35 protein-coding genes are annotated in these 24882 nt (G+C 44.9%); 5 read left to right on the forward strand and 30 right to left on the reverse strand.

The features are described from left to right. The first annotated feature begins 25 nt into the window (after positions 1-25). The gene (locus KCG48_RS10415) at positions 26-943 is read left to right on the forward strand and encodes a ribokinase (protein WP_211802127.1); all 918 of its coding nucleotides are present in this window, start codon (positions 26-28) and stop codon (positions 941-943) included. 20 nt (positions 944-963) lie between these two features. On the opposite strand, the gene KCG48_RS10420 is transcribed toward KCG48_RS10415, so the two are convergent. Beyond that, on the reverse strand, positions 964-1902 hold the full coding sequence (locus KCG48_RS10420; RefSeq protein WP_211802129.1) for a hypothetical protein: 939 nt from the start codon (positions 1900-1902) through the stop codon (positions 964-966). Positions 1903-2214: 312 nt separating this feature from the next. Beyond that, positions 2215-2364 (reverse strand): hypothetical protein, encoded by a 150-nt coding sequence (locus tag KCG48_RS10425; RefSeq protein WP_211802131.1) that lies wholly within the window; start codon positions 2362-2364, stop codon positions 2215-2217. Between the two features lie 161 nt (positions 2365-2525). On the opposite strand from KCG48_RS10425, the gene KCG48_RS10430 reads away from it, so the two are divergent. The 4 genes from KCG48_RS10430 (at position 2526) to KCG48_RS10445 (ending at position 4022) form a co-directional block, all read left to right on the forward strand. Beyond that, positions 2526-2786: a hypothetical protein gene (locus KCG48_RS10430; protein WP_211802133.1), complete on the forward strand. Its 261-nt coding sequence runs from the start codon at positions 2526-2528 to the stop codon at positions 2784-2786. Between the two features lie 52 nt (positions 2787-2838). Continuing rightward, positions 2839-3060: a hypothetical protein gene (locus KCG48_RS10435; RefSeq protein ID WP_211802135.1), complete on the forward strand. Its 222-nt coding sequence runs from the start codon at positions 2839-2841 to the stop codon at positions 3058-3060. Further along, positions 3057-3659 (forward strand): hypothetical protein, encoded by a 603-nt coding sequence (locus tag KCG48_RS10440; RefSeq protein ID WP_211802137.1) that lies wholly within the window; start codon positions 3057-3059, stop codon positions 3657-3659. The genes KCG48_RS10435 and KCG48_RS10440 overlap by 4 nt, the downstream gene beginning before the upstream one ends. Positions 3660-3737: 78 nt before the next feature. Then, entirely contained in the window at positions 3738-4022 is a 285-nt protein-coding gene (locus KCG48_RS10445; protein ID WP_211802139.1) for a hypothetical protein, read from the forward strand. 55 nt (positions 4023-4077) lie between these two features. Here the strand turns inward: KCG48_RS10445 and KCG48_RS10450 are convergent, their stop codons facing one another. The 28 genes from KCG48_RS10450 to KCG48_RS10585 form a co-directional block, all read right to left on the reverse strand. Continuing rightward, on the reverse strand, positions 4078-4335 hold the full coding sequence (locus KCG48_RS10450; protein ID WP_211802141.1) for a hypothetical protein: 258 nt from the start codon (positions 4333-4335) through the stop codon (positions 4078-4080). A 134-nt stretch (positions 4336-4469) separates the two neighbouring features. Further along, the gene (locus KCG48_RS10455; RefSeq protein WP_211802142.1) at positions 4470-5369 is read right to left on the reverse strand and encodes an Abi family protein; all 900 of its coding nucleotides are present in this window, start codon (positions 5367-5369) and stop codon (positions 4470-4472) included. A gap of 433 nt (positions 5370-5802) precedes the next feature. Further along, the gene (locus tag KCG48_RS10460) at positions 5803-6852 is read right to left on the reverse strand and encodes an SH3 domain-containing protein (RefSeq protein WP_211802150.1); all 1050 of its coding nucleotides are present in this window, start codon (positions 6850-6852) and stop codon (positions 5803-5805) included. A gap of 2 nt (positions 6853-6854) precedes the next feature. Continuing rightward, the gene (locus KCG48_RS10465) at positions 6855-7313 is read right to left on the reverse strand and encodes a phage holin family protein (RefSeq protein WP_211802152.1); all 459 of its coding nucleotides are present in this window, start codon (positions 7311-7313) and stop codon (positions 6855-6857) included. A gap of 21 nt (positions 7314-7334) precedes the next feature. Continuing rightward, positions 7335-8327 (reverse strand): hypothetical protein, encoded by a 993-nt coding sequence (locus KCG48_RS10470; protein WP_211802154.1) that lies wholly within the window; start codon positions 8325-8327, stop codon positions 7335-7337. Further along, positions 8327-10951 (reverse strand): XkdQ/YqbQ family protein, encoded by a 2625-nt coding sequence (locus tag KCG48_RS10475; RefSeq protein ID WP_211802156.1) that lies wholly within the window; start codon positions 10949-10951, stop codon positions 8327-8329. Before KCG48_RS10475 ends, KCG48_RS10470 begins: the two co-directional genes overlap by 1 nt. 3 nt (positions 10952-10954) lie before the next feature. Beyond that, complete coding sequence (locus tag KCG48_RS10480; RefSeq protein WP_211802158.1) at positions 10955-11302, reverse strand: hypothetical protein; 348 nt, start codon at positions 11300-11302, stop codon at positions 10955-10957. A gap of 14 nt (positions 11303-11316) precedes the next feature. Further along, positions 11317-13242: a phage tail tape measure protein gene (locus KCG48_RS10485; RefSeq protein WP_211802160.1), complete on the reverse strand. Its 1926-nt coding sequence runs from the start codon at positions 13240-13242 to the stop codon at positions 11317-11319. Between the two features lie 12 nt (positions 13243-13254). Continuing rightward, positions 13255-13419 carry a hypothetical protein gene (locus tag KCG48_RS10490; protein ID WP_211802162.1) on the reverse strand — a complete coding sequence of 55 codons (165 nt, stop codon included), beginning with the start codon at positions 13417-13419 and terminating at the stop codon, positions 13255-13257. Then, on the reverse strand, positions 13416-13784 hold the full coding sequence (locus KCG48_RS10495) for a hypothetical protein (protein WP_211802170.1): 369 nt from the start codon (positions 13782-13784) through the stop codon (positions 13416-13418). The genes KCG48_RS10490 and KCG48_RS10495 overlap by 4 nt, the downstream gene beginning before the upstream one ends. 2 nt (positions 13785-13786) lie before the next feature. Next, complete coding sequence (locus tag KCG48_RS10500) at positions 13787-14692, reverse strand: major tail protein (RefSeq protein WP_230977101.1); 906 nt, start codon at positions 14690-14692, stop codon at positions 13787-13789. Positions 14693-14704: 12 nt separating this feature from the next. Further along, a complete protein-coding gene (locus KCG48_RS10505) occupies positions 14705-15028 on the reverse strand; it encodes a hypothetical protein (RefSeq protein WP_211802171.1) in 324 nt (107 codons plus the stop codon). A 2-nt stretch (positions 15029-15030) separates the two neighbouring features. Then, complete coding sequence (locus KCG48_RS10510) at positions 15031-15438, reverse strand: hypothetical protein (protein WP_211802172.1); 408 nt, start codon at positions 15436-15438, stop codon at positions 15031-15033. Further along, complete coding sequence (locus KCG48_RS10515; RefSeq protein ID WP_211802173.1) at positions 15435-15746, reverse strand: phage head closure protein; 312 nt, start codon at positions 15744-15746, stop codon at positions 15435-15437. Before KCG48_RS10515 ends, KCG48_RS10510 begins: the two co-directional genes overlap by 4 nt. Continuing rightward, on the reverse strand, positions 15746-16030 hold the full coding sequence (locus tag KCG48_RS10520; RefSeq protein WP_211802174.1) for a hypothetical protein: 285 nt from the start codon (positions 16028-16030) through the stop codon (positions 15746-15748). Before KCG48_RS10520 ends, KCG48_RS10515 begins: the two co-directional genes overlap by 1 nt. 79 nt (positions 16031-16109) lie before the next feature. Beyond that, positions 16110-17474: a phage major capsid protein gene (locus KCG48_RS10525; RefSeq protein WP_211802175.1), complete on the reverse strand. Its 1365-nt coding sequence runs from the start codon at positions 17472-17474 to the stop codon at positions 16110-16112. Next, entirely contained in the window at positions 17467-18048 is a 582-nt protein-coding gene (locus KCG48_RS10530; protein ID WP_211802176.1) for an HK97 family phage prohead protease, read from the reverse strand. Before KCG48_RS10530 ends, KCG48_RS10525 begins: the two co-directional genes overlap by 8 nt. Further along, the gene (locus KCG48_RS10535) at positions 18048-19274 is read right to left on the reverse strand and encodes a phage portal protein (protein ID WP_211802177.1); all 1227 of its coding nucleotides are present in this window, start codon (positions 19272-19274) and stop codon (positions 18048-18050) included. Before KCG48_RS10535 ends, KCG48_RS10530 begins: the two co-directional genes overlap by 1 nt. Positions 19275-19300: 26 nt before the next feature. Then, positions 19301-21049: a terminase large subunit gene (locus KCG48_RS10540; RefSeq protein WP_211802178.1), complete on the reverse strand. Its 1749-nt coding sequence runs from the start codon at positions 21047-21049 to the stop codon at positions 19301-19303. Next, positions 21046-21396 carry a P27 family phage terminase small subunit gene (locus KCG48_RS10545; protein ID WP_211802179.1) on the reverse strand — a complete coding sequence of 117 codons (351 nt, stop codon included), beginning with the start codon at positions 21394-21396 and terminating at the stop codon, positions 21046-21048. Before KCG48_RS10545 ends, KCG48_RS10540 begins: the two co-directional genes overlap by 4 nt. A 136-nt stretch (positions 21397-21532) precedes the next feature. After that, positions 21533-21814 (reverse strand): HNH endonuclease, encoded by a 282-nt coding sequence (locus KCG48_RS14900; protein ID WP_211802180.1) that lies wholly within the window; start codon positions 21812-21814, stop codon positions 21533-21535. A gap of 504 nt (positions 21815-22318) precedes the next feature. After that, positions 22319-22489 carry a hypothetical protein gene (locus KCG48_RS10555; protein WP_211802181.1) on the reverse strand — a complete coding sequence of 57 codons (171 nt, stop codon included), beginning with the start codon at positions 22487-22489 and terminating at the stop codon, positions 22319-22321. A 503-nt stretch (positions 22490-22992) separates the two neighbouring features. Further along, a complete protein-coding gene (locus KCG48_RS10560) occupies positions 22993-23418 on the reverse strand; it encodes a DUF1492 domain-containing protein (protein ID WP_211802182.1) in 426 nt (141 codons plus the stop codon). A gap of 2 nt (positions 23419-23420) precedes the next feature. After that, positions 23421-23597, reverse strand: a complete 177-nt coding sequence (locus KCG48_RS10565; RefSeq protein WP_211802183.1) for a hypothetical protein — start codon at positions 23595-23597, stop codon at positions 23421-23423. A 25-nt stretch (positions 23598-23622) separates the two neighbouring features. Further along, on the reverse strand, positions 23623-24000 hold the full coding sequence (locus KCG48_RS10570) for a hypothetical protein (protein WP_211802184.1): 378 nt from the start codon (positions 23998-24000) through the stop codon (positions 23623-23625). Positions 24001-24002: 2 nt separating this feature from the next. After that, positions 24003-24548 (reverse strand): hypothetical protein, encoded by a 546-nt coding sequence (locus tag KCG48_RS10575; protein ID WP_211802185.1) that lies wholly within the window; start codon positions 24546-24548, stop codon positions 24003-24005. Between the two features lie 19 nt (positions 24549-24567). Further along, positions 24568-24723, reverse strand: a complete 156-nt coding sequence (locus KCG48_RS10580) for a hypothetical protein (RefSeq protein WP_211802186.1) — start codon at positions 24721-24723, stop codon at positions 24568-24570. Further along, positions 24723-24860, reverse strand: a complete 138-nt coding sequence (locus KCG48_RS10585) for a hypothetical protein (RefSeq protein ID WP_211802187.1) — start codon at positions 24858-24860, stop codon at positions 24723-24725. The genes KCG48_RS10580 and KCG48_RS10585 overlap by 1 nt, the downstream gene beginning before the upstream one ends. Positions 24861-24882 lie beyond the last annotated feature (22 nt).

A 24882-nucleotide genomic window follows, 5' to 3' on the forward strand; every position in this document is an offset into this window, starting at 1 on the left:
CAAATTTTAGGAGGGAAAAGAAATTATGGCAGCACGTATTCTATTGGTCGGTAGTGTGATGATGGATCTCATTCTTCGGTGCGAACGAGCACCCCAGCCCAGTGAAAGTGTCCTGGGTCATGATTACCGTAATGCCCCAGGAGGAAAGGGCAGCAACGCCGCTGTGGCCGCAGCCCGCGCAGGGGCCCACGTTTCCGCCTATGCCACCGTCGGCAAAGATGCCAACGGGGAGTATCTTCTGGCCCGCTGGAAGGATGAAGGGGTAGATACCAAGCACACCATTGTCCGGGAAGGCGCCAACACCGGTTTTGTCGCCATTACCCTGGAAGACAGCGGCCAGAACCGTCTGATCATCTTCCCAGGAGCCAATATGCTGACCCCGCCGGATCAGCTGGAAGAAGCCTTCCAGGATCCCTTTGATGCAGTTCTCCTGCAGTTTGAGATTCCCTTTGAGACCAATGCCCGGGCCATCGAACTGGCCAACAGCAAGGGCATCATCACGGTTCTCGATGCAGGCCCAGCCCAGAAGTATGATCTGGAGAAGCTGCCGCCGGTGACCATCCTCTCCCCCAATGAGACGGAGACCAAGGCTCTCGTGGGCATCTATCCATCGGACGAAGCCACCATGAAGGAAGCCAGCATGAAGCTGGCCGAGCGCAACGGCTGCAAGTATGTGGTGCTGAAGCTGGGCGACAGAGGCTCCTATATCTACGGCGAAGGCCTGGAAGTTCTTGTCCCGCCCTATAAAGTCAACGCCATTGACCCCACCGCCGCTGGCGATGCCTTCACCGGAGTCTTGGCCAAGGCTTTTGCCGAGACCAGAGACATCGTGGAATCCGCCAAGATCGCCAATGCCGCAGGAGCCCTGACCTGCACCAAGCTGGGTGCACAGCCCTCCCTGCCGACAGCAGCTGAGATCGAAGCTTTTCTGGCCCAGCAGTAACCGAAAATCAATGCCTCCCTTTAGCGGGAGGCTTGTTTTATTTCCAGGGCTTCAGGCAGTTCCTTAAAATACGAAAGGATCATCAGGCCCTTCAGGGTGATGAATCGGCTGGGGGCGCCCTTGGGTTCCAGGGAGAAGTGCACAGCCCCGGGATGAATGAGCTCCAAAGGCCAGGTGTGATCCGGGCTCATTTTTTTCTTGAGCCAGGATAGGGCCGGCTCCATGCGGGGATCGTAAGGAGTATGTTCCCGGGCAAAATACTCCAGGATCCGCAGGAGATCATACCGGTATCGATGGGGATAGGCCAGCTTTCGGAACCGAGGATCAGAATGTTCCAGAAAAAGTTCCCGATCCAGGAAGTATGTTGCCCCTGCCGACAGGGCTAAAGCCATAGCCTGGGGACGGTATTGGGGGTGGACTTTCTGAAACTTAGCCAGACCCTCCAAGACGCAGAGGGTGGAGTGGGGATCCGCAGATTTTCCCAAGGGATCCCAGGAGTATCCTCCACTGGGCAGCTGGAAGGAAAGCAAATGATCCGCCAAAGGGAGAAGCCGAGGATCCTCCGGGCAGAAATAAACCGCATAGGTGAGGGCCATACCCTCCACCGCCAGGTCCAGGGACTCTTTCGTGCGGGTGAGATAAAGGGCGCCATCGGGGGTCTGGCATTCCTTCAGCATCCGCAAAACCATGTCCCGGCAGGGCGAAAGGCCTGGAGGGGCGCCAAGATGGTAAAGTTCCAGCAAAGTATAGTGCGTGCAGGTCCATTTGGTCTGATAGTAAAAGATGCCCCAATGTCCGGAAGGGTTTTGTGCGGCAAGATACGCTGCGCCAAAGCCTTCCTCGGGAATTCGCGATTGCAGAGCCTTGCAGACCACTTCGGAGGATTTTAGAAGGTCCCGGTGGGTCAGGTACTGGATGGCCACATCCCCTTCCAGGAGCCAGGTTAGGGTCGAATCCATGATCATCGCCTCTTTCCTATGCTATGAGAAGTTTTGCGCTACAGGTTTTTTCTTCATGCTTAGGTTGTTGATTTCATTCTAGCATATTCGGATCCGGAAATATGGATAGCACTCCTTCTCCGGATTTTCCTCACCTTGGACGAGGAGGTAAATTCAGTGAACAAAAAAAGCGAATTTCCTTAAAAAAAATTCGCTTTTCGTTGGCGGAGAACGAGGGATACTTCACCATGTTAGCTATGAGTATTGTAAATAGCCATTCTAAAAGTATAGTCCATCAGTAACTCCATCAGTAAAGAAAAGTTTTTGCGAATATCAAGGGCTTGCTTTGATGATTTCGAAATACAGTTTTTTGTAAAACTCTTCTCTTTCTTCTTCGGTTTGGACCATACCACAGCAATAGATGTACTCATATCCAAGCATCTCCTCCATGGCTAGCTCATTGTCACAGTAAATACACTTCATTCGATCACCTCCTCATAATTTAATTATGCAAAGATCAGCAGAAAAGCATACACATTTTAATGTTAACGGTTTGTTTACTTATTAACTCTTGATTACTCCGGTGTGCCGTAGTATACTTAAATCAAGGTAAGGGACTAGAGCCATAAGAGGAGGATAAGAAAATGGAAGAAATCACAAACATCTCTAACGAAGTATTTGGAAACGGAACCGTAACGGAAGAACAGCTGCTTGCAACACTCCTGGAAAATGAACTGAATCACCTCCAGAACACCATCTACAACCTGCTGATGCAGAGACAGTCTCATTTCCAGGTTGGATCTAAAGAGTATAAAAAAGCCTGGAAGCTCATGGACGAACTGGCTATCGCAAATGACTGCGAAAACCCAAGAGAACAGATCATCAGCGTAATCGCTCAACTCTAAAAGCCCGCCGGTGCTGTACCGGCCCACCACAAAATATACGGAGGTAAACAAAATGATCAACATCAAACTAACTGAAAAGGAGTATCGAGATTTGATAGGTTGTCTGGCCACTGCGAGAGGTTTTTACTTCGATGAACTAGAAAGATGTCAAAAATTCATCTCGGAAAATCCAAAATCAATCTTGGCATCTACGGTAGAGTACTGGAAGGATTGCAAAAGCACATCGGAAGATTTGTTGGAAATTATACCGAAGAGGAAAGGGGAATTTAAATGATCGCAGATCTCAAACTCATCAAATGGCTCCTGGAAGAGTCAAACGTCACCCGGTATCGGATCAGCAAAGAGACCAAGATCCCGCAAACCACACTCTCAGACATGGCCACCGGAAAGACTGATATCAAGAAGATCCAATTTGAAACTGCAGCAGCACTCACTGAATACGCGAAAAAGATTGAGGAGGAAAAGAAAATGACAAGAAAAAAGATCAATGAACTCGCAGCCAAAGGATTTAAGCAAGTATGGTATAATGACCGCAGTACTGGCAGACACTACCTGATCACTCAGGCCATCACCAACAATCTTGGCAATGCCGAAGAGATCCTCAAGTTTATGGAGATCACCCAGGAAGATATCGAAGAAAAGTTCGGTTGGGAAATCGACACCGACGATCTGACAACGGAAATCCCAGAGTACCTCGACATCGTGGAAAATAAAAACAACCTTTATACCCTGGAAGATGGATCTCAGGTATGGGACGAAAAGTGGAACGGCGAAATATGGCACGATAACAACACCGACTATATGCCGATATATGCAATTAACTGGACAGGAAAATCAGATCTCGATCTGATCGGGATGGAAATTTCAAGATAACGTGCAGAGGGGCGCCCACCCGGGCGTTAATGCACTCAACCGGTCCCAAGTCCGGGAGTAGCAAAAGGAGGAAACATGATGAGAAAGTATAAAGCCATCCAAGAGGGAGACCGCTGGACAATCGGAGAGTACGACGAATCCTATCAGGGATTTATCACCAACGACGGAATCTGCAACTATTACTTCTGGGACTCCAAGGAAGAGGCCGAAGCAGCTGCAGAAGCCTACAACACCTACGAGGGCGAGGAATGGCTTGGACAGCACGGATTTGGAAATGACCGTATCTCTGAAGAAGATGAAGCCTATGAAAGCTACTCCGAAGAGATGATCGAGCTGTACAGACTGTTTAAGGCTGTGGATTAGTAGGGATCCTGAGATAGCAAAAAAGCCCGGGCTAAACACCCGGGCTTTGCTCATGCTATAGATTCTTGAGGTACCAGTTCATGGTGTCGCGCTCATAACTGATCTTGATTTTCTTCGGGTGATCATCCACCAAACAGTCGCAGTAATATTCGTACATGAGGTTTCCGTTGTATTTGTTGATCTTCTTGTCCAGGACCTTGAGCACTCTTCCTTTATAGACCACATCAGCCACACTAAACCGGAATGTTACTGGCCGTGGTGGTTGATCTGGCCTACAATAGCTCATTACCTCTACTCTTAAAAATTCTGTCATGGTAAACTCCCCCTTTTCTCTTATTTTAGAACATTAGTTCTTTAAAGGAAAGAGAGTTTTTGTACTACCGGAAATCTTGTGCTATAATCTAAAACGATAGACAACCCCTATCGGCCCTGCGCGAAAGTGTGGGGTTATTCTTCTGCAAGGACTTCCTTCCAATTACTTGGGAATCCTAATAGTGATAAATCAACCGATGCAAAATATTCACTTACAAGTTTTTGAAGTTCAATAAAAAATAAGTTCCATTCTTTATCAGACATCGTTAGATGCTTCATCGCTAGTACGTAGGCGAAAAATTTTCGTCCATCAAGATTAAGCTCAGCGTATCTTTTCATAATCTTGATATTCATAAACTTTTCGTTATAAATCCTATGGGAGTGTGCACAAGCATTCCGTATACCAGTTAAACCCTCTAACCAATTTTCAACAAAATCTACATTTAGCTTAATAAATGTTGTTTTAATAAAACTCTTTTCAGAGGGATTTAGGTTGGAGTAAAATTTCGAGATATTCGCAAAAGTTAATATTTCGGTTGCAACCCATAATGGCATAATCCCGTCATATTTATCTTCGTGGTGCATCACGAATAATCGATGCTTATGGGATTCTTGAGATTTCTTCAATATAGAACAAAAACCACTATGAAAATCCTTATCGGTTTTTATGTCTTTCTTATTGATGAAATTACTAGAATTAAGATACCCATCAGGTCCAAATTTCCTACTGTGGGCATAAGCTATGTAGGTCCTAAAAGAAATTTCTATGTGTTCCAATAATGTTATTGTTATATTTCTTAATTTTCTATCAAATTCATAAATATCATATATTGTGTTGAAGTTAGTTCCAGGCAAATACATATCGTCTTCTGTTTTATAGGGGAGCAAATAAGCAGTAAATCTATAATAATTGATTCTCATTAAAATAGATAATGCAAAATCCTCATTCTCTTTAGGAATTTCCAAATTTCTACTTCTTAGTTTAGCTAACTGTTGTTCAAAACTCTTGAAGGGTTTTAGCTTTACCTCACTCATAATTGCTCCTATAAAAAAACCACCGGTTTTCGGTGGTGTAATTTACATCCCGCCAATTTGGGCAAAGTATTTGCATACTTCTAGGCCTGGCAGGTACTCTAAAGTAGAAATTCATCAATTTGAGCTAGCTTAGGCTAAGCTTGATGAGTTCTAGTAACTACATTCTACTTTCTAGAATTCAAAAAGTCCATTGATAAATTTTGTGCAACCCACTTATTTTAAACTTATTAATATGTTTGTCAATCAAATTTAACATTTAATGAGCTGTTTTTGAAAATTTACCACAAGATATTGCGTCGGATATTATGTAAACCACAATATATTGTGATTACCAAGTTTTGGGGTAATATTTGTTAATAATTTGTGAATTCTTTCAGAAGTTTTTTATACTTCATAAAAAAGGGAGCAACCATATAGGCTGCTCCCTTTTACACTAAATTATATATTTGCCCGAAACCCATCGTCCAGCTCCGATCCTGTACCATCCAGATTTTTCCTCGTAGATAGTCACCACAGTTCCATGCTTGAATGTTGTGACGATGCCATAGTTAACTCCAGGACCTTTTCTAACGTTCAGCCCTCTGGTTGCATTTACTTTGCCTTCACGGTACTTGGGTTGATCTGGGGCCCGATTGGCGAGGTAGGCAGCGCTGACAAATCCATATCCTTTGGGAGATACCGAAAGAGGCACATCAATACTCCACCATCCATTAGCTAGGTAAAGCTTCCTGACCTTTGTCCCCCGTGGGAGGGCGGTCAGGATTCGATGACTTGTGGACCGTCCGGCTCTCACATTGAGGTTCTGCGTGGTGTACGCATATTCCGAGAGGTCATCCACAGGCTTTGGCGGAGGTGCTACAGCCTTCTTCTGAACCCCGTAGGTTTTTACGAGGAAGTTGATGTAGGCTTCCGCACACTGGACTGGATGCTCTGGAGAGAGGATCTTGGGGACATCCGTTGGGGAGTCCATGAACCCGTGCTCTACGAGCGTTCCAGGCATCTTGGTGTTATAGAGGATGTAGAGAGGTTGATCGGTCTTGGGGTCATTACGGTTGCCAACCATGGCCGTTGTTGCTATTAACTCATCGTAGACAGCATCACGGATCATCTTGGAAGTCTCAGAGGATCTCCTGGAGTCGATGTAGCTAGTGATTCCTCCACCTCTTCTGCCGTATAACCCAGCATTGTGGTGCAGGCTGATCACGATGACCGTGTAGCCCTTGGCTTCGTACTCCAGCATCAGCTTATTGGCTTTTGCTGTCCGCTCGGAGAGAGGAACATCACGCTTGCCAGATGGATCATCCAGCCGGATAATCTCAAGACCATCGTACTCTGCAGCTCTCAGCTCAAGGGCATCGGCTATTCGATCATTCAGGACCCACTCCCGGGTCTCATTGGGATCCAAAGGCCCATACATCCGTTTTCCATAGGTATAAAGCCCATGGCCAACATCCAGGAGAATGAGGATCTTTTTCATTAACATAGCTATTCCTCCTTATCGAGGCCACCTAGACTTGCTTGCTTATTGAGGATCTCTATAGCCTTTTTAATGATCTCTGGTACAGGCAAGCCCATGAGCCCCGCATTTTCAACAATGGAGATGAGCTCCGGCCCCATAAAGCCGATGATCACGGTATTTCTTACAGTAAATTCGATTCCCATCACAATCAGGCCAGAACCCATCATGAGATCAAGCTGGGCACCGATGAGCACGAAGAGAAGGGTTACTCCTTTCTTGACAAGACCTTTCCAGGCAGCGTTGGACTCTGCAGCTCCATGTTCTGTCTTCGGCGAGTTTCGGAAGACCATGGCCACGATGAGCCCGGTGATGTAGTCGATGGCCATAAATATAATTAGTGTCTGCAAAGCGGTATCCCACCCCCCGAGCGCTCCTGCTAGAAAAGAGCCTAAGATTCCGATGCCAGCGAATATACTTGATTTCATGTTGTTTTCCTCCTATACAAATTAAATAAATTTTAGATGCATGCTTCTTTTTTTAATTGTGACACCATCTGCAACTTGTGCGGCTTCGTAAGTTATTTTTATAGTATTCGCACTAACACTTGCAGGGATTGAAATAATCATATTTGCAACAGATAACCAAAATGTTCTGTGTTCTGAGTTTGAGACTCCTACAAGTTGAGTTGATAATAAATTAGAATCATTAAGTGTTATTCCATTACGAAGCCAACCGTTTTGCTTGTGGTATGTTAAAAAAACACTCAAAACTGCTAACCTAGTTACATTTGATGGAGGTATTAATAGTTCGAACCCTGGTATTGGAGTAGGCGCTGTCGGCGTACTTGAGTAAGATGCATCAGCGGAATTCTCATAAAAATACTCAGTTTCGCCGGAATATTGCGGATCAGCCCACTCTGCATTATAGTTCGAGCCATCGATCTTCATAAGAATTTGGCCTGCTGTACCACCTGCTGGCAATCCATTCGCTGCGGCATCAGGTGCTGGAGCAAATAACTTTCCTGTAGATGGATCAATAGAAACTTCGGCTGTTTCAGTTGTCTTAGCCTTTGCCCTAACCCCACCTAAAACAGTTTCCGTAGCTTGTTCTAACGAACCTGATCCGGATACTTCTTTTACGATAAATTTGTCTGATGCTAAATCGTATGAAAGAACATATCCGTCTGCAAGTCCAGCGAGATTAATTGATTTACCTCCGATTGTTGCAGAAATAGTAACGGCCCCGTTACTATCCGGAGCCGAAACCGAAATGTTATTTCCCGCAAGGAGATTCATTAAAGCGGTGATAGTTTTGATGTTTCCGGAGGTCTGAATCTGGATGTTTTTACCTGCAGCCAATTGCGAGGTGTAGTCTGCCTGTTCAGGAGCGTAATAACTTCCATCACTTTTCTCGATGACCACAGGCTTTTGTGTCTGACCTTGTAGTCTAAGCTCCGCATCTCTTTTTTGCTTTAAAGCTTTCGCTAACTCATTGGCCATTAAGCACCACCTCCGTAGAACATCGCTAGCTGTTCAAGCTGCAGTCGTATATAGCCATTATTTCGGCTCACATTGAGCCTGTACTTGCTATATGGCGTAGTATTTGAGAACTTGTAGGTTCTTACTTCGTTGACTCCCCATGCCGTCTGGCTTGATCTTGTATCTAGCACATCCCACTTAGATCCATCGAAGCCCTCAAGGGTCCAGTCTTTTGGCATTGCATCGTTGTATGATGTGGCCTGTCTTGCTTTCAGCGTGTACTTATCCACGATCATCTTCTCCGGGAACTGGTACTCGATCCATCCGTTGTTAGTAATGGCATTCCAGTAATTGTCTGCATCCGTACTATTAAATGCCTGCCATGGCTCATATGCGGAGGTGTAGACACTCGATGCCCTTGCTACCCCAGATGGGGCCGCGTTGCTAGTCATTTCTGGGATGAGATTCGTAGTAGGTGCTATAGTCTGAGATGCCGTTTCTTCAGGAAGTTCTCCGGGTACAATGCTATCTCCGTAATAATAAGCATCGATTGACATTGTAAAGCTGTCAGTATCCATGTCCAGCTTGAGACTGGAGATTCTGTAGATACTTGCTGCCCCTGTAGATCGCTCGTAGACTCCAATAAAATCACCGACTTGGAGCCAAGGAACTGCAACACACGAGAAATTAACAATGGCGGTTCGTGACTGCATTAAAGCAATAGCTCGCTCTGCAATCTTTTTTAGTTCAGCTATTGTTGTTGCTTCCGTGGCATCAATCTTGAGGATTTTCTGAGGCATCAAATTGTATTTTGTTGCATCCAGAAATGGAGCTTCAAAACTGATCACAGTTTCTCCAGACTTGCCAAAGACAGCCACCTTATAATAAAGATCATCATCCTTGATAGAGTAGTTAAGTGCGGTGATATCTACACCTTCTTCGAAAGTGTAGGCTACGTACATATTATCCGGTTGGTAGTCTCTACGAAAGTAAAACTTCCCATACTCATCACAGCCCCACTCGTAAGATGCAAGATCTCCAAGGAACTGGAAACAATCAGCGTAACTTTCCCAAGAAAAAGTTTTTGCAACTTGAATACCTGTTGGTTCGATTTCTCCGACCTCTATTCCTGCTAAGTAACAAAGGTACCCTACAATATTCTCTATAGGCTGCAAATCAAACTGAATTGTGTGCTGATTTCCATAGGTTACTGTCTGGTCTAAAGCTTTCTTAAGATTATCTCGTAAGCTAATTTGTGTGGTTTGTGGCCAGGTTGACATCTCGAATCCATCTACTAAGCCAGTAAAAGCTTCAACTAGATCGCTTCCGTACCCTTGCTTGATGATGACTTGTTTGTTAGTTTGTAAAACACCGTAAAGTGGGCTATCTGGATTCAAAGGGTTCAGAACTCCATCATTATTATTCGCTTGTATTACTGCTGTATTTGCTCCCCCTCGTCCCTTATTTATCGAAATCGATAGAGCGCTTAGCGGGGATGAATATTGTTCTCTTTCGAGAGCTATATCTGAAAACCTTGAAATCAAGTGTATATAACCAGAAGGTGTAACGGTTAGTAGCGGAACGGTGTCAAAATAGGTATCGCCGATTACTGGATCAGCAATTAAGTTGTAATTGCTAAAATCTGATAGAAAATTTTTAGAGAAGAGATTTGGTATTATTTTTGTTGTCGAGTATATCGCGCATATGTTATTTATTTTCTTAAAAACGGTGTACAACCTATTGTCTAATCCATACCAAAAATTCAGATGAGCTTGAAAGCCTTGCGAATTTTTAGGGAACGATAAAAATTCAGTGCTAAGCTGCCATGACTCACCCTTGTCTGCAGAAAAGTATAGTTTTGCTTGGTTGTATGTACCTGATTCCGAAAATACCGTGAATACAGAACTTCCAATGCAAACTGCATTACCGTGTCCTGTAAAGTTTATATTATATGATGCAATGTTTGAGTATTTTTCGATCCAAGAGTTACCATCATCTGCACTTTTATATACAGCAAAATTTGCTAAATCCAATCCACTTAAGTTGGTGATTTTTAGCTTTCCAAGTAAATAGATTGCTCCGTCATTGTCTTGGCATGGTTTGCATATTCCTGCAGTATCAAAGTATTGTGTTCCTGGCCCATCACTTAATCGGGCCCAACTAACAATTGTATTTTTTAACACGAAATCAGTTCCAAGCCCGTTTTGAGAAATAAAGTGGAGCACTTTATACGGAGCTATATTTATCTCTCCACCATCAATAATGAACAGATGTATTTTCCCTGATTTACTACGAAACAACCTAGCTTTGTCCCAGGAACTTGGCTTGTCGCTAAGTGGACTGCCTTGGTAAAATACCGTTGCACCATCGAGAGTATTAGGTTCAGTGGTGAATATTCGCTCGGACTCCACGACCTTGAGATAAACAGAACCAGACTTTGTTATACCACAAGCTAATACTTTTCCATCAGACCTAATTACAAAATCTGGACTCCAAAGAGTACTACTCACTTGGATTGTTCTTTGATCTTGAATCGGAGAGTAATAATCTGTCCCTTCAAAGCGGAGACTATGAGCAAACCGATTCTGTCCAGTGAGGTTTTGACTCTTTAGGATGGAAAGTGTTTCTTCTGAAATTGGTCTCATTGTCTACACCTCCATCAAAGTCATGTTGTACTCATACTTGCCATCAAATACTCTTGTCGCCGGTGATAGCTCCCAGATCATTGCCGTCATGTTTTCACCCGAAGGTCCAATAAACACACGCTGGACAGATGCCAGGTAATCATCATACAAGAGATTGTACTCCGCGAGGGAGACCGTAAAACCACTGAATGCAGCTTGCTTGCGGTCCCGCCCGCCGTCTTGGAGTACGCTTGATGGTGTCGAAATGTCAGCTCCGGGGATAAGGTCTAAGACAGTCCTTTTGCGGACCGCATGAGGAGGAGTATAGCTCCCCGGAACAACTTTCAGTTTTGTATTTCCCCATTGGTACATTTTTTACTCCTCCTTTATCCGATTGGAATTAGTCCGGCCCGGTTCGGGATGGACTTGTTTTCTGAGCTGATCTGGTTGATGATCGCCGTCTTGACCTGCTGAAGGAATCGAGCGTCACTCTTGAGTGCCGATGATCCTTCTCCGGTGATATTGATATTGAGTGTTCCGCCGGCGGTTATCGTGGATGCCGTACCTTGAGGTTTAGCAGCCCCTGCGACTCCCTGTGCCATTCCCGAAGCAGCGCTTGCTGCTCTTTTCGCCATATTTTCAATACCGACAGCAAAGCCTTCTCCTGTATCTTCCCCAAGATAAATGAGCTCTTGGGCGGGAGAATGGATCCCCAGAATGCTCTTTATTTTCCCGGTGATGCTATTTGCGATATTCTTAACCGCATCCGTTACCGCTGTTATCTTTGCTTTTATTCCATTTACTAAGCCGTTGATAATATCTTTCCCGAATTCCAGCATCTTCCCAGGTAAGCCAGCTAAAAAGCTTGTTACGTTCGTCCAGATATTTTTGATCCCATTGAGCACTCCACTAAAGGCATTTACTACGCTATCGCGGATTCCAGAAAATGTATTCTTTAGGTTTTCCCATAGCTGAGCCGCGAATTGCTTTATCTTGTCCCAGTTTTTATACAATAACACTCCAATTGCTATCACCGCTGCGACTGCAGCGATAACAAGCCCTATTGGCCCCGTCAAGACTGCAATAACTGGACCTATTGCAGAGAGAACGGACATCAGCGCTGAGATTCCTGTTGCTATTTTCCCAATGATGATTAAAACCGGAGCTACAGCAGCAATAATTCCTAAGACAATCATTATTGTCTTCTTAGTGCCTTCATCAAGGTTTTTAAACCAGTTAATGACACCGCTTATCGCATTTCCGATAGCCTCGAACATGGGGATAAGAATCGGAGCCAAATCCGCTCCGATCTGCATCAGCCCCTGCATCGACTCCGCTTTTATACTATCAAGGGTGTCTTGAAGTGCGTTGGCTTTATCTATCTCTTCTTGCGATAGAATTAATCCTTTTTCCTCGGCTGCTTTCCCCATCTCTCTAAGAGCATCTGCTCCACCGAGAATTAACGGATTGAGATCCTGGGCTGATTTCCCGAAAATCTGCATTGCCATGGCATCGCGTTCGGTTTCATTCGCAACTTTCCCAAGGGCATCAATAGTGCTGTAAAAAACATCCTCATTGTCTAAAAGCGCACCATTACTATCTGTAATTTTTACGCCTAACTGAGCAAATGCTTCCGCAGCGGGCCCGGTACCATCTTTCGCTCCAGCCATGTTCTTTGTCAGTTTTGACAAAGATCCCGTCATTGTATCCATCGGGACATCAATGGTGTCGGATGCCATCTGAAACTTTTGAAGTTCTTCGACACTCAGACCAGTTTGCTTACTAAGTGTGTTTAAATCGTCAGCTGTACTTGCAGCCTTTATCCCGATTCCGACTATTCCGGTGAGCGCAGCTCCGGCAGTCTTACTAATAGGAGCCATCTTATTCCCGAGTTCTTCCGTTTTCTTTCCGAACTCACCTAGAGCTTTCGCGCTGTATTTCCATTTATTGTTGACATTGCTTAACTGATTCTCTAAGCTTTTTAGCTTTGATTCAGTATTTACAACTTCTCTCTGGAAATCTCTATACTGCTGTTCGCTGATTTCTCCGCGGTTGAACTGTTCTGTCACCTGTTCTTGAGCGCTTTTAAGCCGTTCAAGTTTTTCTTTTGTGTTTTCAACGGCATCGCCAAGAAGCTTTTGCTTTTGAGCAAGAAGTTCAGTGTTCTTCGGGTCAAGTTTCAGGCCTTGCTCAACCTCCTTGAGCTCCTGCTGCAAGTCTCTTGCTTTCTTGTTTACATCTTGCAAGGATTTAGCCAGCCCAGTGGTCTCGCCCTCTAATTGAATTGTTATTCCTCGTATATCTTTACCCATGAACTCACCTCACTAGGTTAATTTGTCTATTTCATCTGGTGTTGCCAGTCTTCTTTGTGGTTTTCCCTCTCTGATGTAGACTCCAAAAAGCTCCAGTAGTTCTCGCACTGTAAGCAGGTTTGCTTCATCAAAGGTCATGCCTACCCGCTTAATCGATGCGAGGAGGTTATAGATCATGTCCTCTTCCGAGGTTTTTTGATTTGTGCTTGCCCCTTTATTAGGGGCTTTTGGAAAAAACCTTCCCCTGCTTCCCCGAGAATTGATTGATAGATCTCCGGATCAGAAAAGTTAAACCCTTCAATTTCGCTTATCCAATCGATAAAGCTTGGTGTCTTCTCTGGTAATCTATCTGCTTTGTGCATTGCCCACATGATCTGCAACAGTAAAATCTCGTCGTACATTCCACCGTTTGATTCCGCATCCTTTGCTCCGTTGACGTAATCGGTCAATAGTGGCCGGTGAAACTCTTGCTTATAAAAAAGTAGAGCCAGGGTTGTTGCCCTGACTCCATATGTTTTTTCGCCTATTTTTATCGATCTCATGGCTATTCACCAAAAACAGGCAGCTGAACTACGGTGAAGAAATTATTGTACATTGCGGTATTTCCAGCGGACGGAGTATTAAGGAGTTCCACACGTCCTTTGGTAATCTTCTTGCCATTCAACTCTATTGGCTGAATAACCAGAGGATAGGTTTCAGTTGCGACTTCAATTCCTTCTTCCGTGGTTGTGTTTTCAGTAGATGGCCGAGATACTTTGCAATTGTAATAGACTGTCCTTCGATTTTTCACGTTTCCATCTACTTGGATAAGCAATGCAAATGCCTTCTGTTTACCATCTGCGACCTCAACTAGCATCCCATTGTTATCGACTTCGTTACCGAGAAGATCAATGAGTTGCTCGTCGGGCATAATCGCAATTTCCATTTCTCCGGTGTAACCATTATTTGTAGTCACACTGTAGTATGGTCCGTTATCAGCGTAAAAATTGAACTCTTCTCCCTCGGGCTCAATGTTCAAGCTTACTGTTCCTGGAACCGGCTTTGGAGTTGCGAATGAAATAGTCTCTGTGTCAATCGGAGTGCCATGGGTTACCCCCGTGGTCGCTTCCGTGATGTCGATGGCCAGTGTAGCATCCTCATACTCATCTTTGGCCATAAGCGTGACTACTGATCCGAGAGCTGTGCAGGTGTATTTAGTTGCGATCGCTGTGTCTCCAGTGACGGCAGCTGCGATGGCCGTTGCCACGAGCTCCGCTGTTCCCTGTGCTGCAGAGGTAATGGCTACAGGTACGGATTTCGGGGATCCGGTGATCACACCAGATGTCACCACCACAGTCAAGGATCCATCAACGGTGCACGGGCCTGTTATCGCAACAGCTTTACCCTTTAAGTTTTTCTGTAAAGCAATATGCGCATTTTTTACTCCGAATAATACTTTATTATCTGGCATTTTGTTTACCTCCTAGTCGATTAGTTCAAACGAAAAAACGGTCTGAAAGCAATTTTCAGCCGTTATCTTGGTTGTTGGATTTCTGCTAAAGGACACACCCAGTGCTGTGAGTGCATCACTGATCTTCTTTTCATCGGCCTTGCTCTTGAGCTTTGTGTAAAGCTCCAAACTATAGCCGGACTTACTGATGTAGTTGATGTTATCGGCGTACACTCCATTGGATCCATCGTCAGTCCAGCAGACGAAAGGCAATGTTTGAGCCGTGGAAAAGCTGTCATGGGCTATCGGATACCCCGCTGCTTTGATTGCGGAGATAATGGCTGTTATTGTTGTCATGGCTAAAATCCCCTTTCAATAATTGCAGCTAAGTTTTCCTCGTAGTCCTTAATGAGCTTCTCTTCGATCGGCTTGATGTGGACCACTCCGCTGGTTCTTCCGCCGTTCACCTTCGCATGGCCTTTTTCCAGAAGGTGAGCTAGTCCAGGCTTTGTCCTGTTGTGAATTACCCATCTGGAATGGTGCCGGACACTTTCATTGGATGCCACCCACCCTTTGTGGTAAGGCTTATCCTGTGCAGTGTTAAAAGTTGATGCAGATACTTTCTGGAGGTCTTTTGCAGCTGTCTTTGCCAGTGTTTCGGTTACCTCCTTCAGCCCTTCTTCGACCTCATCAGTGTAGTTCTGTAGAGTCTCTTTAAAAGCTCTCGTAAAGTCACCTACTCGAAGAGCGCCTTTTACCTTCGTCATCCCACCACCTCGCTACAGGTCAGCTCGATGTTTTCTCGATCAATCCCGTAAGTACGCTCGATTTTGTAGCGTTTACTTTCGAAGATGAGATACTTTTGGCCAGAGTATTCAAAGGCTTTAACTGTGATGACCACACTTGGCTTTAGACCATTCTGGAGCGCATTGTAGAACTCAGTCCGTCCCACGCTTTTGATGTCTGCCCATACCGTTGTAGACACTTCAGTCTCAATTTCATTGGCATATTCGTCTTGCGTGATCGTCACCGAGATCAGCTGTACTTGATCATCAAAGGTTTTTTTACTCCCCATTAGATCACCTCATCAGCCTTACGGTTATGGATCATTAGATTTTTAAGCGCAAAGTCAAGGTACCGAGGCATCCCAGTAGTCTCGCCTTTAGCTTCATACTTCCATGTAGCGTAATCCACGATAAACTCGGTGATCACAGGGTTTGTAAGGTCTGCATTGATTCCTTTTTCATCATCGAGCATCTTGATTGTGGAGTCGATGATCAGATTGAGGTACGCATCCTTGCCATTGCTGGAGATGCCCAGCCTGGCCTTGAGAAAACTTAGTATTTCAGATTTCGTCATGCTGGCCCTCCTTCAAAACAAAAAAAGACAGTTTCTCCAGGGAGATTTCCTCCCTGGATTACTGCCATTAGATTATCTACTAAGCATTGGCGCTGTCAGTTGCAAAAGTCGCGGACACAGCTGCATCAACATTGTTCAGACCGACAACGACGAATGCAGACTCTTTCACGGGCTTTCCGTCATAACGAGCAGATGCCTTGAACACAGTCTTGTCGGAAGTGAAGAGGAACTCCGTGGAGGAAGCACCCTTGACTCCAGCGCGCTCTGCCAGGATGTACTTGGTGAAGTCACCAGCTACCAGCATGTTGTCGGGGATCTCTTCGCTGAACTCCACCTTGTAACCCACACCAGGGAATACCTGATTGGCAACAGAGACGAATGCACCGGCAGCGTTATTGGCCAGAGACTTAGGAACGATCGTTCCAAGCCAGGTGGACTCGTTCATGAGTACCGTGATCGGGCCTCTTCCACGCTTTCCACGCTTGATATGCTTGAAGGTCTCGATGATCTTCGCGAAAGTGGTATCCGCAACAGAGAGCTTGATGATGTTGGTCGTTCTCAGACCGGACAGCGGATCTGCGACATAATCAGCATAGATGGCAGGGATTACACCCTTAGGCATCTTGGTTCCGGTACCAAACAGGATGGCCTTATCCAGTGCAATTGCAATGGATTCAGTCAGTAGATCCTCTACATAAGCAGACAGGTTCAGCATGGAGTCCTCAATGAGGGAGTTATCCAGCGGGATGTATCCGCCAAGTTTGTAGCCATCGACCTCGATGTCGGTGATCGTATTTGCCAGCTCATTGAGCTTTCCGATCATTTCCGTCCATACAGCTTCAGGAGCTTCGCCAGCAACCAGTGCTCTGCCAGTACCATTGAGCTTAACAACCTTTACCAGAGGGTACAGTACGGAGTACTCTCCCAGGTTGTCCATGATGGAGTCCATGATTACCTGCGGAATCGTCAGGTTCAGCCCGGTGACCGCTCTGGTCTCCATGGCTTTGCGCATGTTCTCGTAGAAGCTTCTAACCTCCGGCTGATTGAGCACGGCCAGTCTTTCTTCTCTGGATTTCTTCATTCCTCTTGCAATTTTAGACATGTTTCTTACCTCTCCTTCGTGAGTAGTTTTTTCTTCACTTCGCTTTGCCTCAGGTGCCGGCGCTGCATTCAGCTCTTCCAGCTCCTTTTCCAGTTTTTCGATCTCCGCTGCGAGAGCCGATTTCTTCACTTCAAGCTCTTTCTTTTCGGTCTCCAACGGATCGCTTTCTTCATCGATCAGCTTGATGTCCTCATCTGCTGTCTCCGATGCGGAGTCGATCTCTTCCAGAGCTACAGCGAGCTCCTCTTCTCGTTTCTCGATCTCACCGATTCGCTTGTCGTGTTCTGCTCTCTTGGCTTTCAGATTTTCAATCTGTTTCTTCAGTCTCAACTGCTTAAGCATTCTTTTTTCCTCCTAATCGTGTTCGAATTTTCGCTTTCTTAAGTTCGATCTCTCTCCGCTTATGCATTTCAAGATCTTTCTGCCGTGCTTGTATCGATGTTTCTGGGTATGCCGGGAAAGTGCAGATGCTGCCCTCATGGAGATCAACTTTCTTCAGCCGGAAGACTACATCGCCGTTGTCGAGATATTCTATTTCTTCGTCGAGAATGTTGAATCCAAAACTGCATTGATCGACATCTCCGCGCTGGACTCGCTCATAGGCGTTTACTGCATCGCTATCTTTCTCATTGATCTCAACCCGGCCCCAAAGTCCTCTGGCATCAATCTTGAACTCAGCCGTTCCGGATTTATTCCGGCCAAGCACAAGCGTCGTATCATGATTGATCAGCACCCGGATATCATTGCCCATGGTTTCATTAAAGGCTTCTGGATCTACTTCTTCGTATACTCCAGGCCAGAGCTGCGTGCGGTTATTAAACACCGCGAAGTACCCTTCCAGGTATCTCTTCTCACCCGGTTCAGCTCTTAGATTTCCGCTGATCAGTGCTGCGTGTCTCACTTGATTTTGTGGCATCACTCACCACCTCCCTCTGTCTGTGTTGGTTTTAGCTTTTCCTGGTCTCCGATCATTCCCACCGGAATAAAGTTCTCCAAGATCACCAGCTCATCAAGTCCTTCTTTCGGGGTCATGCCGATCCAGTTACGGACTTCGTTACCGGTCATAATCCCGCGAATGTACATGTTGGATCCCACATTTGATAGATCCGTCAGCGAATAGCTGTATAGGGATCGCGGATTAAACTTGAAGTACAGCTTGTTGGAAAGGAGAAGCTTCTTTGTCAGTTCCTGCTCGATGTTTTGCGCAATCGGCATGATTGTGGTGTTAATGAAATTATTGAACTCATCCTTGTTAAAACTTCCCACGCCCAATAAAAAAGCCGGAACTCCGAAGATTCCAGCTACCGTGCGCTTATCGATTTCTACTGATTTGTCCATGGCCAAGTCCTGGAGAGTAAGAGGCTTGATCTGTTCCACTTTGACCAGATCCGCCGGCATTACCCAGGGCTTTCCTGCCTTGGTTTCCCCCACATACTTTTGCAAAATTGCGTCTCGCCCTTCTGGAGTCGTAAACTCATCCGTCATGGCATCCACCGAGATGATCACCGATGGCTTGTACTGCGACGTCATGAATGAATTCTTTGTCGCTGCAGCCTGTTTTAGGTTGCCGATCACATCTTTGAGGACCACTTTATACCCCAAACCCTCATATGGTTTTTCCGGATCCGGATTCATGACGAAATGAAGAATTTCATCGTAGTCATAAAGCCGATCTCCGTACTTGACTTGGTAATCAATGCCATCCCCAACGAAGCTAACCTTGCTTGGCTTAAGAGGCATCAGATCCTCTATGTAGCCTTCACCTTCTCCGATGATCGGTAGCACTACAGCATTCCCACGTCCCTCGATCAGCATCGTATTCACGATGTTGTACATCCAGGTTTTTCGGGTCATGTACTTATATGGGTTAATGTCCAACTTATCGGACAGTCCATTCTTGACCCGGACATCTCCAGTTTCGGTGTTCTGCATTAGGTGTATGGTCATGGAGGAGATCAGGTCAGCGATCTTTCCAGCTGCGATCCGCACTTCAGGATTATCACTCAATCGGATGTATTCTCCTGTAGCGATGCTCCCTGTGAAATCACTGGAAGAGACCCACTCCATGAAGGTCAACTCTCTTTTTTGTTTTAGTGCAGGTTCTGCTCTCGATTTATTCTTTTTATACTTACTTCGGCTCATCTTACTAGCCTCCTCTACAACGGATATTACAGAAAGTCACCAGCGCGAGAACTCTTTTCCATGTTCTCTATCAATCGGACTGAGGCGAATACGCTGCAGTCGAAGATATCTATTCTTAGGTTTTTCATTATTTTTTCGTACTGGATCATGTCATCTGTTTTTTCAATGCCCAGCACATTTCCAACACAATATTCATAGGCCGTAGATCCAAGATAGTAATACTGAGTATTCTTGACCTTATTCTCGATACGCCGGAATCCTTGAGATTTCTTCCAGTGATACTGCGGTTCATCGACAACATTGAACCCTGCTTTCTTCATGCCAAGGAAGAACTCCTTACCAAACTTCTTGTCAAAACCTATTTGCCGGATCTTGAATCCACTCTGTTTCATCTTTCTAAACCAGTTGATAATGTCAGCGTAATTTACCGTAGGAGTATTACACATGTCCAGCCATCCATCATCTTTCCAGCCGAAAAGAGGGATGGAGTCTTCCTCGGCTTTTGCATGAGCAGCAACCACCGGGAACCAAGCATGGGTAATGGCAATATCGATCTCATTGTAGGTCCCGTATAGTGCAGATGCTGTAAGGTCATGCATCTTTGATAAGTCCGCTCCTCCATACCAGTGAATCGGCAGTCCGGCCAGGTACTTCAGCTTCTTCTCCGTGGACCACGATGGATCGATCTTTAAGACTTCACCAGCTTTCTTGTTGCTGTACTTGAACTCTTCAACATCGAAATATGCTTTCGTTGCTGAAGTGTAGATATTCAAAGACTTGGACAAGAAGTCCTTTCTCTGTTGCGGATCGTTTTGAGCCTGGTGAGCATCGTTGAGAATCTCATCCGGACGAATGGTAATTCCATACCCTGGGTTCGCCATTTGATGCACAAGCGGATTAAGATAATCTACATCTTTGCCTTTCTCTTCCGGAGCCTTGGCAATAAATACATAATACTGTTCATCTTTCACCGATCCGGCAAGGATCTTCTGGCAGTACTCCAGCTTTCGGTAGCAGAAGGAGTTCATGTTGTCTCCGGCTGTCGTGATCCCGATCATCAGCTTATTGGTGTATGCTTTCATAGCTTCTTTGATGATGTTGTATTGCTTCGGTTTTGTGTAAGCGTGAATTTCATCGGCTATGGCCAAGTTACAGTTGAAAGAGTCTTGGCTATCCGGATTAGCAGCAAGAGCTTGGATATAGATGGATCCATCTCCAAGATCACCCTGGATCGAATGCTCTTGATTGTTATCGATCACTCGGAAGCTTTCCTTTTCGCCCATCATACCCAAGTTGAAGTTGATGAAGTCAAAACTCTCAAGGGATTGCTTCAAGGCATTAGCTGTGATGTAGCATTTAGCCCCGGATCTTCTGTAGTAAAGGGAGAGTGCCCAGGCCAGTGCTGCTGCAAAAGTTGTTTTAACATTTTTCCGAGGCACAAAGATAAAGGCTTCTTTGTACTTCCGGATGGTAGTATTCACATGGTAAAATCCCATGATGTTGTAGATCGTGAACTTATGCCAGTTGAGCAATAAAAAAGGCTTGCCTCTCATCGGCTCGCCATCTAAATTCTCTCCTTGTGCATGGACAAAGGTACGCTCTATTATTCCTATGACGGTTTCAGCTGGTTTAGGATCGAAGTAGTAATCCGGATTTTCAAGGTCCTTGAAGAACCTTTCGCATCCCTGGATCTGTTCGATATTTGCAGGAGTCTTTCCTGATATAATGTCTCGAGCATACTGGAAGACAAGATCATAATTTTGGAAGTTGCTCATAACTTACTGAGAGTCTCAGCTAAGACTGACTTCCTAGGAATTTCAATCTTTACTGAGTCTGCTGCTTTGGGATTTAGGCAGAGCCTATCTGCATAGGTGATAATGTCCTTCCTTAATGATTCCAGTGTGCTTACTATCGGTGCCTTCTTCATCCCACCTTGTAACGTCTCAACCTCGAACTCATATCCGCTATCTTTAAACCTGTCATACAAAATTCGGTACTGTTCGCGAAGCTCAGAATAAATCTCGATAACGGGGTCATATTCAGGCTTATATACATTCATTTTCTTCATATCTGAAATTGTCTTTTTCCTGATGCCATCAAAGGTTGAAGCCTTTTTCGCCATGTATATCACCTCGCCTCGTATTTTTTTTCTGAAACATCGCTCTATTGGAAAAGGATTCCGCCTTCGGTCCCTTAATATCTGCTTTTTTAAGGCTGAAGTGGGGGGGTATCGATAAAAATATATTCAATATATATAACTATTCTTCTCCCCATATCCTTTGAACCCACTCAAGCCCTGTAGCTGTCAATGCATCGGAGTCACGGTCATGCATCATGTTATGGCACGTCCCACACAGACTGATGAGATTGCGGGATTCCAGGTAAAGATCAGGCCTTTGATCTACTGGTTTAACATGATGTACCATTGTTGCTGCCTTTACTTTGCCGTATCTCTTACAATGCCTGCACTTATATTCATCCCTCTTGAGTATGGCCTCACGTTTACTATCCCATTTACTGCCATGGTATCGTCTTGCCATCTGCTTCACCTGTTTTAGTTTTTGTATTAATCTAATTGTCTGCTTATCATGTCTATTCGAATGCTCTATATTGTTGCGTATTCTTGTTTATGTGATTATTGATTAATTCGAATGTCGTGTTATTACATCATGCAGAATACTCAAGACTGCATGTACTAACCTGATTATCTGCTTATCTTGTTTGTCTGCTTAACATGACTGTTATGATTATCTTGCTTTTGCTAACTGTGTAATTCCAAATGGTTTTCGTTTATGTGAAATCATTACATCAAACAAACAATGACCACAAACTTAAATAATTCTCTTTGTTAGATAGCTTGCTTAATTACTTTTATCCGGCTTTCCTGTTTGATTGATTGTTGAATTATCTCGACTATTGAAACATTGTGGTTATTGAGAGTTTATGTTTACTTGATTCTTATGCTTATCTGATTATCTTGATTGCCTTGATTATTATGATTCTCTTGATACCAGGAGCAAATATATCACTGTCTACCAGTAATGCTATTCCATTTTTTGAGTTTCATTTTTCGGATTGTCGTACCAGCTTTTCATCCAGAAACAGTCACCAGGAAGGATGCACAGCATCTGATTTCCTTCTGGCTGACGATCCAGCCAAGGACAGGTAGTGCATTTATCTTTTGTTGATGTACTTTTGTTTTGGCTCTGCTCCATCGCTTAACCTCCTCATTGATTCTTGCAGATACTCGTTTGTAACCTTTACATTTTCCCGGAGAAAGAGTAGAAGGCATGCAGCTCCATACTCAGACCGGACATGCGTGTGTGCTCCAGTCCTACAGTTGATGACGATCCACCCTTTGCGGACCCTCTTCTTCCTGTAGTGTCTCTTGTCTTTTAGCTTCTCTGATTTTCTTGCTTTTCCCATAAACCGTGCCCCCACCCTGGCATGTCTCGCGACTTGGTATATGCAACCCAGGCACTAATGCTAACTAAGCTAAGTACCCACATCCTAATGGGCCGGCTCTCTGCTCTTGGCGCCTGCGGACCTCAATATCTTTTCAGCCGAAAGGAGGTTATCAATTGAAGAAAAGCATAGAAAAAGAGACCTCTAAGGAGATCTCTTACGAATGGCGCAGCTTCGGGACCGCTTATCTATGCTTTTCTACATTCCCATATTAGCATGATTTGAGGGTCCAAAAGTGTCATGTTTGTGTCACCTAGTCGATAAGGCCCATATACATGGCCACCAGTGACACAATCTGTCTTTTCCATCGGTAGTAGGTCTCTCGACTGATGTTGAGCTCCTGGGCTATTCCGATATCTGTATACTTGCCGTCAAAATACTTCATTCGGAGTAGCTCGTACTTTCGAGGCTCTGGATCATTTTTGATTATCCGGATTCCCGTCTCGATGCTGCAGATACATTTGTGCATTGTACTTAGCCTTGTCGATGCTGTCAGCTTAATAGCCTTGGATGATGTCTCATCAGAGAGTAGACTTGACTGTACTCGCTCGGATCCAGGTGCAGGAGAGGAGAGGATGATGTCCTCTCTGAGCTCCTCATACTCCTGTTTAGTATTGATGTAGTTATAGAGTTCGTGTTCGACATATTTGTAATAAGCCTTGCTAATGCTTTTCGCCATTTTTACCCCCTAAACCAGATGTACGCTTGAATCACCATGGAAAAGATAAGGAGCATTGATGCTACAGCCTTTTCATTTTTTCCGCTACGATCATGCAATACCGTGTTTCCCAGTGCAATGATGTAAAATGTATAGCCAGTTGAAAGTGCTAGGGCCAATATAAATTTAACGATATCCATTGATTTTCCTCCTTATGGCTGATGATTATGGGATGAGCTCCAGCTGGTAGTTGATATCCGGAGGAATATTACCCTCGAATACGTACCTGTTGGTGAGCATAAAATTGTTGTAGATGCTCGCAGTCTGATTGGCTCTCATTTTAGCCTGCTCTCCCCATTCTTGTTGCTGCTTATCTGGTGATGCTTTGTACTGCTCGTATTTAAGCTTATCGGCTTTGTATGATGCTACCATGGCCCGGGCTTCGTTCTCCACTTTCTGTCTTGTCTTGTATAGCGTGGCATCATCAACCTTCTGCATCCCGTGAGTGTAGTTATTCCAAGTAGCTCTTCCGGCTGGAGTGAATGTGATGAAGAGGATGAAGCAGATCAGGATTGTTCCGATGACGGTTGCAGCTGTCTTCATGATTACTGTCCCTCCGTTTTGAGGATTGGATCCGTGACATCAAATGGAATGTCGGAGAATAGGTATGTTCCGGTCCACTCTATGTATTTTCCGTCAGGGGTAAAGAAGAATATTCCGGATGGGTTATCTCCATAGGTACCGTCGGTATCGGTCAGCCAGTCCAGCGTGTAGCTTCCGGATGAATACCTCTCACTGATCGGGGTGAGATAGTTGGTTAGAGAAGAAACCTTTCCGTCGACGACAAACTTGCTTACTACCGCTCCAGAATCACTGAACAGCACGATATATCCTAGCGGTCTCTGGATTGGTACGGTAATGGACATGGCCTTTTCTCGTTGCCCATTAACCCAATAGGCTCGTCTGATGTGATTAAACCTCTCCAGGCTATAGGTTATGTCCGTCGGTGTTGGCTGATTTCCCTGGAGGATATCTGCAACCTTATTCGTGGCCTGGATGTCTTTATCTGATCCGGTGGTCTCAGAATCACATCCCGCAAATAGCATCATGATCATGATTAGAGTTACGGCGATTATTGTTACTTTTTTCATTGTTTTTGCTCCTTTTAGCCTATTTTTTGTTCATTTTGATGATGATGATTTTGTGGAAGCCCATGGCCAATCCTTTTTCGGTATAGTGTTTGACCTCATCCAGGCCATCGCAGATGAGCTCCGTATTATTGACTGGATTCTTGTCGATCATGACGATCCGGTATTTGTCATCCACTATTCTTCGTCCTCCGCTTCCGGGGCCATGAGCTCCAGCTCCCTCAACTTTTTAATGACTTCGGTCTTGGTCTGGATATGCAGGCCAGAGGACATTACGCATCCGATGGCTGTATTGATGGCTTCTTCATTGCTCATTATCGCACCTCTTTTTTATACC

This window comes from Proteiniclasticum sediminis (assembly GCF_018128025.1).
Taxonomy (GTDB): domain Bacteria; phylum Bacillota; class Clostridia; order Clostridiales; family Clostridiaceae; genus Proteiniclasticum; species Proteiniclasticum sediminis.

Excerpts from the sequence above, each read along its gene's own strand:
- KCG48_RS10415 (WP_211802127.1), top strand. The coding sequence starts at position 26 with ATGGCAGCACGTATTCTATTGGTCGGTAGTGTGATGATGGATCTCATT.
- KCG48_RS10420 (WP_211802129.1), bottom strand. The coding sequence starts at position 1,902 with ATGGATTCGACCCTAACCTGGCTCCTGGAAGGGGATGTGGCCATCCAG.
- KCG48_RS10425 (WP_211802131.1), bottom strand. The coding sequence starts at position 2,364 with ATGAAGTGTATTTACTGTGACAATGAGCTAGCCATGGAGGAGATGCTT.
- KCG48_RS10430 (WP_211802133.1), top strand. The coding sequence starts at position 2,526 with ATGGAAGAAATCACAAACATCTCTAACGAAGTATTTGGAAACGGAACC.
- KCG48_RS10435 (WP_211802135.1), top strand. The coding sequence starts at position 2,839 with ATGATCAACATCAAACTAACTGAAAAGGAGTATCGAGATTTGATAGGT.
- KCG48_RS10440 (WP_211802137.1), top strand. The coding sequence starts at position 3,057 with ATGATCGCAGATCTCAAACTCATCAAATGGCTCCTGGAAGAGTCAAAC.
- KCG48_RS10445 (WP_211802139.1), top strand. The coding sequence starts at position 3,738 with ATGAGAAAGTATAAAGCCATCCAAGAGGGAGACCGCTGGACAATCGGA.
- KCG48_RS10450 (WP_211802141.1), bottom strand. The coding sequence starts at position 4,335 with ATGACAGAATTTTTAAGAGTAGAGGTAATGAGCTATTGTAGGCCAGAT.
- KCG48_RS10455 (WP_211802142.1), bottom strand. The coding sequence starts at position 5,369 with ATGAGTGAGGTAAAGCTAAAACCCTTCAAGAGTTTTGAACAACAGTTA.
- KCG48_RS10460 (WP_211802150.1), bottom strand. The coding sequence starts at position 6,852 with ATGTTAATGAAAAAGATCCTCATTCTCCTGGATGTTGGCCATGGGCTT.
- KCG48_RS10465 (WP_211802152.1), bottom strand. The coding sequence starts at position 7,313 with ATGAAATCAAGTATATTCGCTGGCATCGGAATCTTAGGCTCTTTTCTA.
- KCG48_RS10470 (WP_211802154.1), bottom strand. The coding sequence starts at position 8,327 with ATGGCCAATGAGTTAGCGAAAGCTTTAAAGCAAAAAAGAGATGCGGAG.
- KCG48_RS10475 (WP_211802156.1), bottom strand. The coding sequence starts at position 10,951 with ATGAGACCAATTTCAGAAGAAACACTTTCCATCCTAAAGAGTCAAAAC.
- KCG48_RS10480 (WP_211802158.1), bottom strand. The coding sequence starts at position 11,302 with ATGTACCAATGGGGAAATACAAAACTGAAAGTTGTTCCGGGGAGCTAT.
- KCG48_RS10485 (WP_211802160.1), bottom strand. The coding sequence starts at position 13,242 with ATGGGTAAAGATATACGAGGAATAACAATTCAATTAGAGGGCGAGACC.
- KCG48_RS10490 (WP_211802162.1), bottom strand. The coding sequence starts at position 13,419 with ATGATCTATAACCTCCTCGCATCGATTAAGCGGGTAGGCATGACCTTT.
- KCG48_RS10495 (WP_211802170.1), bottom strand. The coding sequence starts at position 13,784 with ATGAGATCGATAAAAATAGGCGAAAAAACATATGGAGTCAGGGCAACA.
- KCG48_RS10500 (WP_230977101.1), bottom strand. The coding sequence starts at position 14,692 with ATGCCAGATAATAAAGTATTATTCGGAGTAAAAAATGCGCATATTGCT.
- KCG48_RS10505 (WP_211802171.1), bottom strand. The coding sequence starts at position 15,028 with ATGACAACAATAACAGCCATTATCTCCGCAATCAAAGCAGCGGGGTAT.
- KCG48_RS10510 (WP_211802172.1), bottom strand. The coding sequence starts at position 15,438 with ATGACGAAGGTAAAAGGCGCTCTTCGAGTAGGTGACTTTACGAGAGCT.
- KCG48_RS10515 (WP_211802173.1), bottom strand. The coding sequence starts at position 15,746 with ATGGGGAGTAAAAAAACCTTTGATGATCAAGTACAGCTGATCTCGGTG.
- KCG48_RS10520 (WP_211802174.1), bottom strand. The coding sequence starts at position 16,030 with ATGACGAAATCTGAAATACTAAGTTTTCTCAAGGCCAGGCTGGGCATC.
- KCG48_RS10525 (WP_211802175.1), bottom strand. The coding sequence starts at position 17,474 with ATGCTTAAGCAGTTGAGACTGAAGAAACAGATTGAAAATCTGAAAGCC.
- KCG48_RS10530 (WP_211802176.1), bottom strand. The coding sequence starts at position 18,048 with ATGCCACAAAATCAAGTGAGACACGCAGCACTGATCAGCGGAAATCTA.
- KCG48_RS10535 (WP_211802177.1), bottom strand. The coding sequence starts at position 19,274 with ATGAGCCGAAGTAAGTATAAAAAGAATAAATCGAGAGCAGAACCTGCA.
- KCG48_RS10540 (WP_211802178.1), bottom strand. The coding sequence starts at position 21,049 with ATGAGCAACTTCCAAAATTATGATCTTGTCTTCCAGTATGCTCGAGAC.
- KCG48_RS10545 (WP_211802179.1), bottom strand. The coding sequence starts at position 21,396 with ATGGCGAAAAAGGCTTCAACCTTTGATGGCATCAGGAAAAAGACAATT.
- KCG48_RS14900 (WP_211802180.1), bottom strand. The coding sequence starts at position 21,814 with ATGGCAAGACGATACCATGGCAGTAAATGGGATAGTAAACGTGAGGCC.
- KCG48_RS10555 (WP_211802181.1), bottom strand. The coding sequence starts at position 22,489 with ATGGAGCAGAGCCAAAACAAAAGTACATCAACAAAAGATAAATGCACT.
- KCG48_RS10560 (WP_211802182.1), bottom strand. The coding sequence starts at position 23,418 with ATGGCGAAAAGCATTAGCAAGGCTTATTACAAATATGTCGAACACGAA.
- KCG48_RS10565 (WP_211802183.1), bottom strand. The coding sequence starts at position 23,597 with ATGGATATCGTTAAATTTATATTGGCCCTAGCACTTTCAACTGGCTAT.
- KCG48_RS10570 (WP_211802184.1), bottom strand. The coding sequence starts at position 24,000 with ATGAAGACAGCTGCAACCGTCATCGGAACAATCCTGATCTGCTTCATC.
- KCG48_RS10575 (WP_211802185.1), bottom strand. The coding sequence starts at position 24,548 with ATGAAAAAAGTAACAATAATCGCCGTAACTCTAATCATGATCATGATG.
- KCG48_RS10585 (WP_211802187.1), bottom strand. The coding sequence starts at position 24,860 with ATGAGCAATGAAGAAGCCATCAATACAGCCATCGGATGCGTAATGTCC.